This window comes from Prosthecobacter sp. (assembly GCF_044373815.1).
Lineage (GTDB): Bacteria > Verrucomicrobiota > Verrucomicrobiia > Verrucomicrobiales > Verrucomicrobiaceae > Prosthecobacter.
Genome location: NZ_JBIPNG010000219.1, coordinates 1 through 10,384 on the forward strand (window position 1 = coordinate 1; position 10,384 = coordinate 10,384).

Sequence of the window (10,384 nt, forward strand, 5' to 3'; positions counted from 1 at the left end):
TGGCGTGTGGGACACTGCGATGGCGGATGGGCGCATGGATTTGAGTCTTTCCTTCAGCCTGTCTGAGCGCGTGAATATCTGGGCCGTGCTGCTGGCCGGTGCCTTCCTGCATCTGGTGCAGATGGCGACGGACCAGGTATCGGTGCAGCGCTACCTGACCGCTGGCAGTTTGCAGGAAGCGAAGCGATCGCTGTGGATCAAGCTCTGGCTGATCCTGCCGGTGCTTGTGCTGTTTTACGGCACAGGGCTGGTGCTCTACGCTTTTTACAAGACGCATGGAGATCCCATGGCTGCAGGCCTGATCGCCAAAGAGGATCAAATACTGCCCTACTTTGTGGTGACACAGCTTCCAGCCGGACTGCCCGGTTTGCTCATTGCGGCGATCTACGCGGCCAGCATGTCCACGATTTCTGCGGGACTCAATTCCCTGGCCTCTGCGACGGTGGTCGATTTCAAGCAGCGCCTCTCCACGGCCCCAGCCGGCACCCAAGCGCAGCAGGTTGGCAATGCACGCTGGATCACGGTGGCTTACGGCATCATCGTCGTGGGGCTGGCCTTTGCGGTGTCATTCATGCCGGGAAATCTGGTGGAGTCGGTCAACACGGTAATCGGATTGATCGGCGGGCCGTTGCTGGGGCTGTTCTTTCTGGGCATGTTCACGCAGCGTGCCACCACGCGGGGGGCACTCCTTGGCTGCCTGGCCGGATTCGTCAGCCTGCTGGGAATCTTCATGTATCAAAACGGCGTCTTCACGGCGGTGAAGCCGCCGATGCTCGTCTCCTTCATCTGGTTCAGCCTGCTGGGCACGATCATCACGATGACCATGGGCCTGCTTACCTCCGGCCGATCTGCCCCGTCGTCAGGCCGCCATCAATGATGATGGTCTCGCCGGTGATGTAGCTGGCGGCGCTGGAGCAGAGAAAGACAGCGGCGCCTGCCACATCTTCCGGTGTGCCCAGGCGCTGAAGGAGAATCTTTTTCTCATAGTGCTCCACCATGCCGCTATCGCTGGAATGGTGGAGGCCCGCAGTGAGAGGTGTTTTGATCAGGCCGGGGGCGACGCCGTTCACGCGGATGCCATGATCCGCGAGGGACACGGCGAGAGATTTAGTGAGCATCACAAGCGCGCCTTTGCTGGCATCATACGCGGCGGAATCCAACTCGGCCTGAAAGCCGTTGGTGGAAGAAGTGATGACGATGCAGCCGCCGCGTTTCTCTGCCACGAGGCGCCGGGCAAAAGTCTGTGCGGCGAAAAACGCCGAAGCCATGTTGAGATTCACGGTTTTGTCCCAGCGCTCGCGCGTCATCTCCAAGAAGGGCACATCGAAAAAGCTGCCCGCATTGCAGATGAGAGTGTCCAAGCTGGGCTCAGCTTCAAAAGAACGCTGCACCAACTGCTCGGGAGCCTCCGGGGGGGAAAGATCGCATGAGAGGTAGGAGGCCCATGCTGGGAAATCCGCAGGACGTGCGGTGAGCCCGTGGCACACCACGCGTGCGCCAGCCTCATGGAGGCCGTTTGCCATCGCGTATCCAATGCCCTGGGATGACCCTGTCACCAATGCGGCCCGACCTTTAAGAGAGAATGCTTTCGTCATGAAGCTTCAAATAATCGCGGATATTCGTGTGCGCAATGCGCTCCACCATTTCTGTTCCGCCCGCTGTCAGGGCCTCCACCTCAGCCTTGTAGGTGCTGATGAGGCGCACGACCTGGCCATTGATCTCGGCGGCGTAGCTGTAAAAGGGTGAATCGCTGCCCCACATGAATTTTTTTGGGTAGGCTGCGGCGAGATCGGCGATGACGCGGGCGGGATTGGTGTAGTCGGAGTCAAAACGCCGGGCCTTGGGTGCGATGTAGGGCAGATCCTGCACGGCACCGACGCAGTGGATGCAGTGGGCGGAGTTGTCGAACCAGGTGTTTGGCAGGGCCTGCACGCGGTCCAGGCACTCTTTATCATAGCGGCAGGAGTGGGCGAGGCAGAAGCGCACGCTGGGGTTTTCCTCCGCGATGTCGAGGATGTCGTGCGCCTGCGCCCAGAGGTCGCTCTCGGCCACGCTGGAGTGGATCAGGAACGGCACGTCCCATTCGGCGGCGAGTTCCACGAAGACCTTGCCACGGTTCCGCAGATGCTTGATGTCGGCTTGCAGGATGGTGGTTTGCATCTTGATGCCGTAGAAGCGGTAGTCCGCGCGCAGCTTGCGAAGCTCCACGGCTTGCGCGGCGGTGTTGCGCAGGGGATCGGCCATGACAAAGGGCAGCATGCGTTTCCCTTCTTCGGGAAAGAGCTCGTAGCATTCCTTCATCAGTCGGCGGTTTTCAAAGGCGTAGGGGATGTCCTGCAGGCGGCCTTTTTCATCCTTGATCTCGTTTTGCATGAAGACGGTGACGTCTAGAGCGAGATGGCTGACGAAGGGGAAGACGATCCAGCGATCCACGCCGAGGGCACGGCCTTCATCGTGCATGGCCACGAGGTGCTGGGCGTAGGGGAAATCGCCGTGGAGGTAGAAGAGCAGGTCTGAGCCGACGTGGTTGTGGCAGTCAATGATCATGGCGATGAGTACGCGTTGGGTGGATGCTGAGTGGCGGGTTGTGTCAATTTTTACCAAGCACCGAGGTTGTGACGGGCAGCCTCGGGCAGATCCTCCAGCTGCTGATGGCGCACGTAGCGGCGCTGCACCGGTGGCAGCCCAGCGGGAAGCTCTGCTGCAGCACCGAGGCATGGAGAAGCAGGAGAGAGGGTGAAATCCTGATCCTTCAGCGAGACGAAGCCAGGATCTGCCCCTTGAAGTGACAGTGCCAGTGTTTCGATCTTTCCGGTGAACTTATCCACACTGGGGACCCAGCCCTGTGTGAGCCAATTTCTACCGAGCCGGAGCACGCCCTGCCTGGACATCAGCGAGAGTTTTTTGCCGCCTTGGGTCACATGGAAAATATTGCCATGGCACTCGACCGTCTCCTCCTCCGAGGAAAGGCGGAAGAGCGCCACCGCATGCGTGCAGGTGGAGATGACGGTGTTGTGATCAAAGTAGAGCACGCCTTTGCGGTAGCCTGCGATCTGGCCGCTGTCCCCGCCGTAGTGGACGAACTGATTGTTGCCGTCGCCTTCGCGCTCGATGAGCACATTTCCATAGACGTGGCTCTGCCGGTAGGCGGGAGAAGCATTGAGAGCGGGATTTCCTGTGGCATCCACCAGATCCAGCTGGCGGCTGCCGCCCTCGATCCAGTTGTAGCGCACGACCAGCCCGGCGGAGCGATCCTTGAGATTGTTGCCGAAACATCCTTTGCGGAGCGGACCGAAGTGGTTTCCCTCAAACACGATGCCATCGCACTCTGTGTAGGCGTTGTGCTCGGTGATGCTGCCGGGATTTCCATTGTCATACAGGTGGCAGCGCTCCACGCGTACGTTTTTGGAACTGGCGCTGATCAGAAGGCCGTTGCCGCTGTCATGGAGCACGAGGTTTCGCAGCACCAGATGATCGACGATCTCGACACTCACACTGGCGGCGTCCTTGCGGTAGGGGGTGACGCCTCGCCTGCCATTGAATGTGCCGGGAGGCCTGCCGCCGCGGATGTCCAAATTTTCCAGCACGATGTATCCGGGCTCAGCCACGGCGGTGCTATTCGAGCCACCGATCTTCACCACGCCGCGCTCCTGGCCCCAGTAGTCCAACTGCGAACGGGTTGACGCATTCTCGCCATCGATCACCGGGAGCTGTCCCTTTGGGCCAGCCACCCCGCTTACGGTGACGGGCTTTTCCTCCGTGCCACGGCAGCTAAGAACCCACTTTTCATGATAGGGCTTCTCACGCCAGTGAATGCGCACCACATCTCCGGCGACCAGCATTTCCCAAGGCACCGAGCCGATGTCAGGAAGCTTCTGTGAAGGCCCTACCTCATAGACCGCCGCCTGCGCGAGAGCTGCCAGAAACTGGCATGTGATGGCGCAAAGAATCGGACGAATAAACAATGGACGGCAACACATAAAAAATATGATGAGGAGGGTTGCTCAAGCTGATGCAAATGAACAATGACACTCCGGCGCGCGCCCCCGTTTACCAGTGAAAATTCCGTGGATCATACCAGTCTTGCAAAGCCTTGTTGCGGCCCTTGCGCGGCCTCCAGGGGAGTTTTGGAGACGATGGCGAGGGATTCATCCAGAGCGGCGAGCATGTCTGACATCATGGCATCAGTGTGGGGCCATGTGACATAGAGCTGGCTGGACATCAGGAAGCCGCGCTGGAGCATGTGGCGGATCATGTGCTGCTTGGCGGCGGGATTGGCAAAGGCGAGAGACGGGGCGCAGGGCATGCCGCCGATTTTGAGCTGGAGGTCGGGATGCCTTGCGGCGACTTCGCGCAGGCCGGACTGCAAGCGCTCGCCCAAATGCCAAACGTGCTGCTGCACGCCCTCGCGCTGCATTTTACCGATGCAGGCCAGAGAGGCAGCGGTGCCCACGCCATCTGTCCAGTAGCTGCTGGAAATGAAGCTGCTGTTTGCGGCATCCATAACTTCGTTTCTGCCGATGATGGCTCCGGCGGGGTAGCCATTGCTCATGGCCTTGGCATAGACGGCGATGTCTGGCTCGATGCCGAGCATGGGAGCGGCACCGGGAAAGCCATAGCGCCAGCCGCTGGTGACTTCATCGAGCACATAGACGGCTCCGGCGGCATGGCAGGCATCGATGACCTGCTGCATGAAGCCATCGCGCGGGAGTTCGGAGCGCATGGGCTCCATCACCACGGCGGCGAGTTTGCCATCGAGTTTCTGCATGGCTGCTTTGAAGGAGGCGAGGTCGTTGTAGCGGAAGGGTACGGCGGTGCCTGCGAGTTCGCGCGGCACGCCCAAGGGCTGCAGGCCTGGAAGCAGGTGGCCATCGAGTGCAGCATCATCGCCGAGATTTGCGGCGAGATACCAGTCGCTCCAGCCGTGGTAACCGCAGAAGGCGATGCCGCTTTTGCCGGTGGCTGCGCGCGCGATGCGAACTGCGAGCCCGAGGGCCTCGCCACCGCCGCGTGCGTAGCGGACCTTGCCGGCCCAGGGATGGAGGTCGAGCAGGACATCGGCGAGTTTGACTTCATCCGGGGAGGCCAGTGTTGCGTAGCTGCCGAGATTCACGCGGCGTTTCACAGCGGCATTCACTTCATCATCGGCATGGCCGAGCAGGATGGCGCCGACGCCGCCGGTGAAGTCCGTGTAGCGTTTGTCATCGAGATCCCAGATGAATGCGCCTTTGGCACGGGAGAAATAGGAGGGCCAGGATTGGGGATCGAAGAGATGCGCACGCTTGGAGAGGAGGCCGGTGCCGCAGGAGATTTTGGTCTTTGCCTCTTCCCAGAGCTGGGGGCCGGATTGTTTTTCTGGGGCGGGCTTGAGAAGGCGCAGCGCATTCTCGCGGAAGATGTCCTCCAGATCGCCTTGCGTCATGCCAGTGTCTTCGCAGGCTTCGCGGAGGCAGAGGAGAGACTCGATGCCCACGGTGGTGTACTGGCCGAAGATGGTCAGCTTGTCCCCGGTGATTTCCGGATGGATCCAGGTGAAGCCATCGCCTTGAGTAATGCAGGAGCCGCGCAGTTCGCTGACCATGTAGTCGCTGCCCCAGAGAACGCGACGCGGGCCGAGGATCTCCAGTGCGGCGCGTAAGGCACCGGCTTGTGTGACGGCGGAGGTGTCCACGACGACGTTGTCCAGATCCACCAGGTGGTGCAGGCCTTCGCGGGCGTGGCGGTAATTGAACGAGCGGGCCACGTGAGCGAGCACGAGCTTGCAGCGTGGGTAGCGGCGGCAGAGACGGCGGAGCGCAGATACATTGCGCGGGTCGGTGATACCATCTGCGAGCATGATGTGCAGCATCATGATACCATCGTGCTCATGGCAGAGCTCCCACATCCACTCGGGGGCGAAGGATTCGATTTCAGCTTCTTTTGTATCAGGAACGTCTGCGTAGAGGCGGTAGGGCTTGATTCCGACAAACGTGCCGGTGATCAGGAGGCGCCGGACCTCGACGGGGTCATCCGTGGGCGCGGCGAGGACGAGGGCGCGGGAATTGCCCGTGGCGTCCACCTGGGACTGAAGCCAGGCGTTCTCCCCTGCCCTGTCATTGCCTGCGCTGGGGTAGCCGAAGAACAGGCCCTCGACCTGACGTTCTGGAAGCCACAGGCGCATGGCGGCCTGGAAGTCCTGCATGCCGTAGCCGCGATTTTCATCCAGAAACACCGGACGGTTCCCCTCGGCGAAATGACGTGAGTGGAAGAGATGGGTGTGAACATCGAAGACATTGTCCGGCACGAAGCCGTCAATGGCGCGATGCAGCAGCTTGCGATCTGTGTCGTTGAGTGCGGTGACGAGTGTGAGCGACATGGGGATCAGTCGTTGAGGTAGATGGCATAGACCTTGGCGGTGCTGCCGGCTGGGAAGTGCACGCGGAGTGCGAGTTTTTTGCCGGAGGGCAAGGGCTTTGGCCATGCGAGGGGGACGCGGACGCCGCTGGTGGTCAGCTTGACTTCGTAGCCGTCAAGGGGGTGGTCAAGAGGGTCAAGGAGTTGTACGGTGAGGGGAGATTCGGGGGTGGCGCCGTCCACATTCAGGGCGATCTCTTTGGCGGTGAAAGGGCTGGTGATGAATTGGCCCTCCTCCTCCGCGACCTTGCGGGAGAGGGAGCCGAAGCCATCGCGGCGCAGGGTGGCGAGGCCGATGTCCATGTGCTCCAGTTCACCACCGGTGTTCCAGTGGGAATACCAGATCATGGTCTTGTCTCCCTCGTTCTCGAAGGCGTGGCCTTGAAGGATGGCGATGTCGTCCCATTCGCCTTCTTTGCCCCGTGGAATGATTTGGAAACCGGGCACGGGTTCGCGGTAGTGCACGCCGTCGTTGCTGATCATGAGGCCGAGATCCACGCGCACGCCGTAGTTCCAGCTCTTGCCTTTGGGTGGTGCTAGCTCCGCATCCTGCCACATGCCGTGCAGGCCGACCATGACATTGCCGCGATTCCACAAGCCTGCGCCCATGTGCATCTGCTGGCCTTTGACCGGGGGATCGGAGAGCTGGCCGGGGCGTGCGTAGGAGAAGGCTTTGGCCTTGGACCAGGTGACGAAATCGGGGGAGCGATAGGCGAGCATGTCGCGCCCGATGTCGCTGCCGTCTGCGCGCCATGACCAGGGGCTGAGGAGCTGGCCGGTGGCGTAGTAGAAATCACCGAAGCGATAGAGGCCGCTGACTTCGAAGCGCTCGCCGCCTGCGTTTGCTGGACGGTCGCCGACGCACTTCCATTTCAAGCCGTCTGCGCTGGTGGCGGTGACAAATGAGCCCCAGCGTTTCTCGTTGGGGCCGATCTTGCTGCGGCCGCCTTTGACTTCGTCGATGGGCATGTGGGCGATGTAGGCGCACTTGTAGCGTTTGTTCGCGTCCGGTTCATTGGGCTCATAGAGGACCGAGAGGAAGTCATTCACGCGAGTCATTGAGTAGGGCTCGCCTTCGATCTGGCAGATGTTGTTCTTCTTGCTGCCATTGAACTCGACGAGGCCGAGATCAGGCTTGGTCCAAGTGATGCCGTCCTTGCTTTCTGCGTAGCACATGGGCCGCCACCAGCCGGGGGCCTGGCCTTTCTCGATCTTTGGCTCGTGCATGCCGAGGTACCACATGCGGAAGGTGTCGCCTTGTTTGATGACGGTGCCGTAGAGCACGGCGTGGCCGTGATCGGGCGAGCCCGGGGGGCCGCTGCGGAGCACGGGATTTTGCGGATGTTTTTGCGCGGTCTCCAGGGTGAGTTTGAGATTGTGCTGCCAGGCGATGTTGTGGTCGTCGAAGGCGAAGAAGACTTGTTCGGCGGCCTGAAGATGGAGCGTCAGAGCGGCGAGGATGCAAAGGGAGAGCTTCATGGACGAATTGTGATGCCGGGCGAGGGGCTTGCGAGTGTAAAACGTTGGTCCGGTGTACAGACCAGAGAGGAGAATGCACTGTCGAGCTTTCGCTAGCTCCTGGCAGACTACGCAGCAGTCAGAATCCAGAACGGGCTAAAGCTCGTGAGTAGTTTGGCCGGCTTCTTTGAGTGCGTGGGCGTGAGGCTGCTTTTGTGGGGCGGAGGGTGGGATGTGGTTGGAGAACCTTTTTCACCCTGCGAAAGCGGTAGCTGCGATGCAGGCTTGCGCCTTGCATCTGCGCGACCGCACCCCAAAAAAGCTGGCGCGCTAATCGGTGCTGAGATCGGAGAAGAGGACGCACCAGTTCCACAGGGGGTAGGGCTGGGCGGCGCGGGTGCCGTAGGCGGGGTCGGCGAAGGTGTGGGTGGAGGGCGCGGGGTCGGAGTCGCGGAGGTTGCCGTAGCTGAAGGAGCGCTGGGCGACGATTTCCTGACCGGCTGCGAAGGGGACGTTGTTGCGAAGTTCGCGAGGATCGTAGCGCAGGACGGTGACGCCGTTTTCTTCACTTGTCGCCCGGATGGCGACGCGGGTGGTCTGGCCTGAAAGGCTGGTGACGAAGAAGGCGCCTTCTGCGAGCAGGGGCTTGAGTTGCGCGGTGAAGCTGCTCTTGAGCAGCAGTTCTGCGGTCTGCTCCGGGCCGCTGCGCAGTGAGGCTACTGTGCCGAGCGCCTGTGCAAATGGATGACCGTAGCTGACGCTGCAGGTCTGGCCTGCGGGCAGTGGACGTGCGAAGCGGAGGCGCACCTGAGCGGGGGCTGCGATTTCGACGGCAGCGAGTGTCAGCAACGCTCCGGTGGTGTCGCGCACGCGGAAACCGGAGAGGGAGGTGAAGCCATCCTTGGTGGCGATTTCCTGCCGTGCGAGGAAGGTGGTGTCGAGCACGAGAGGTGGGCGGGGAACGGTGAAATCGAGGAGGATGCTGGCGCGATCGGTGGCGAGTTTCGCGGAGCGTGGGCGTAAGGGCTGCCAGTCTTCGCCGCGATCCAGCACGCGGTGCATGACTTTGCCGACTTGCTCGCCCCACCAGCGTTCGCCGTCGGCGGAAAGATGGATGGGGTCGCCATGGCGGTCTGGCTTCGTGCGGCTGTTGATGGCGCTGGGCACAGCGTAGTGCGGGCCGACGAGCCAGATGTTTTGATCGGCATCTGCGGCCATTAGCTGTGCTTCGCCGGCAGGGCCGAGGGTCTGATAGGTGAACATGGGCAGCTCACCGCCCTGCCCTGTGATGGCGCACAGGTCTGCCGACCACTGTTTGCGATAGGCGATGAGTTGATCGCGATACCAGGCGAGTCCTTCGGGGCGTGGCAACTCGGTGTCCCAGCGTGTGGGCACGAGGCTGCCGGTGGGGCCGCCATTGCCTTCTCCCTGCATCCAGTAGAGGGCAGAGATGCGGAAGTTTGCGCCTGTCGTTTTGGCCTGAGCCACGGCACGGCGTGCATCATCCAGACTGGTGCGGTAGTAGCCGCCGCCGTGACGGCGTGATTCCGGGGTACGTGGATCGGTGGAGAGATCGGCGCTGGAGAGCTCCTGAATCTGGCGACCACCCTGCCCTGCGCAGGCGACGAGAAAGCGTGAGGCTGACTGAGTTGCATGTGCTTTGTCATTTCCGAATCGCGCGGACTGCCAGTGATCGGCCATGCCATTGGCCACGGTTTCACCCAGGCCGCCGTTTGTCTGCGCGCGGAGGGGCACGAGCTTGAACAACTCTGCGGGACGCAGCTCGGGTGTGGCGGAATTGTCCTTGGGCAACCAGGTGCGCACTCCGCGCTGGAAGGTGAGATTTCCCCAGCCGGTATCTTCACGGGTGACGACTGGCAGGGACTCCGAGCCATCGCACAAGGACTGGCCCATCATCCAGATGCCGGAGATTTTTGGCGCTGTATCCGCAGCACCAGCCAGCCCCGTGAGTGCAAGGAGGATGAAGCGAAGTTTCATGGGATGAACTGGAATGAGAAGATGTCGGCGTCTTTCATGGAGAAGCGCAGCCGCAGTGTTTTCCCGGCGAGCGTGCTGACATCGGAACCGGATTTCCAGGTGACTTTGCGATCCAGTTCATTCCCGATCTGCATCACGCATTCCTCCAGGCCGAAGCCGGGGACGGGTTTGCCATCAACGTCTTCAAAGCCGACTTTCACGCCACCGGCGGCGGAGGTGGAGAAGTTCAGTGAGAGCTCGCGCCCGGCAAACGTGAGCGGCTTGGTGATGGCGTGGCCGCCAGCGTAGCCGCAATGCAGCGAGGCAAAGCCGTCCGTGCGCAGCGAGTAGCGGCGCATGTGCGCGGTGGGCTGAGCGTAATCCTGATTCACAAAGACGGACATCTCATGCGGGCCGGTGGGCACGACATTGAGAGCGGGGTAGTTGGTGCGGGAAACCCAGTTTTGCGCGCCGATGCCGCCACGGATGAAGCCTTCGAGAAAGGTGCGGTCATACATGCCGATATGCGCAGCTCCCTCCGCCGGGCGTGTGGTCA

At 61.4% G+C, this 10,384-nt stretch carries 6 protein-coding genes and 2 pseudogenes; 1 reads left to right on the forward strand and 7 read right to left on the reverse strand.

The genetic code is table 11. The features are described 5' to 3' along the window. Positions 1-877, forward strand: a pseudogene (locus ACIREA_RS17630) (hypothetical protein); the annotation flags it as partial. On the opposite strand, the gene ACIREA_RS17635 reads toward ACIREA_RS17630, so the two are convergent. The 7 genes and pseudogenes from ACIREA_RS17635 to ACIREA_RS17665 form a co-directional block, all read right to left on the reverse strand. Further along, positions 834-1,595, reverse strand: a complete 762-nt coding sequence (locus ACIREA_RS17635; RefSeq protein WP_397383633.1) for an SDR family NAD(P)-dependent oxidoreductase — start codon at positions 1,593-1,595, stop codon at positions 834-836. The pseudogene ACIREA_RS17630 and the gene ACIREA_RS17635 sit on opposite strands and share 44 nt — an antisense overlap. After that, complete coding sequence (locus tag ACIREA_RS17640) at positions 1,573-2,547, reverse strand: amidohydrolase family protein (RefSeq protein WP_397383634.1); 975 nt, start codon at positions 2,545-2,547, stop codon at positions 1,573-1,575. Before ACIREA_RS17640 ends, ACIREA_RS17635 begins: the two co-directional genes overlap by 23 nt. A gap of 50 nt (positions 2,548-2,597) precedes the next feature. Continuing rightward, on the reverse strand, positions 2,598-3,980 hold the full coding sequence (locus ACIREA_RS17645) for a polysaccharide-degrading enzyme (protein ID WP_397383635.1): 1,383 nt from the start codon (positions 3,978-3,980) through the stop codon (positions 2,598-2,600). Between the two features lie 92 nt (positions 3,981-4,072). Next, entirely contained in the window at positions 4,073-6,355 is a 2,283-nt protein-coding gene (locus tag ACIREA_RS17650; protein ID WP_397383636.1) for an aminotransferase class III-fold pyridoxal phosphate-dependent enzyme, read from the reverse strand. 5 nt (positions 6,356-6,360) lie between these two features. Next, positions 6,361-7,872, reverse strand: a complete 1,512-nt coding sequence (locus ACIREA_RS17655) for a hypothetical protein (RefSeq protein ID WP_397383637.1) — start codon at positions 7,870-7,872, stop codon at positions 6,361-6,363. Between the two features lie 309 nt (positions 7,873-8,181). After that, a complete protein-coding gene (locus ACIREA_RS17660; RefSeq protein ID WP_397383638.1) occupies positions 8,182-9,849 on the reverse strand; it encodes a phosphate ABC transporter substrate-binding protein in 1,668 nt (555 codons plus the stop codon). Then, positions 9,846-10,384: pseudogene (locus ACIREA_RS17665) on the reverse strand (hypothetical protein); the annotation flags it as partial. The gene ACIREA_RS17660 and the pseudogene ACIREA_RS17665, both read right to left, overlap by 4 nt.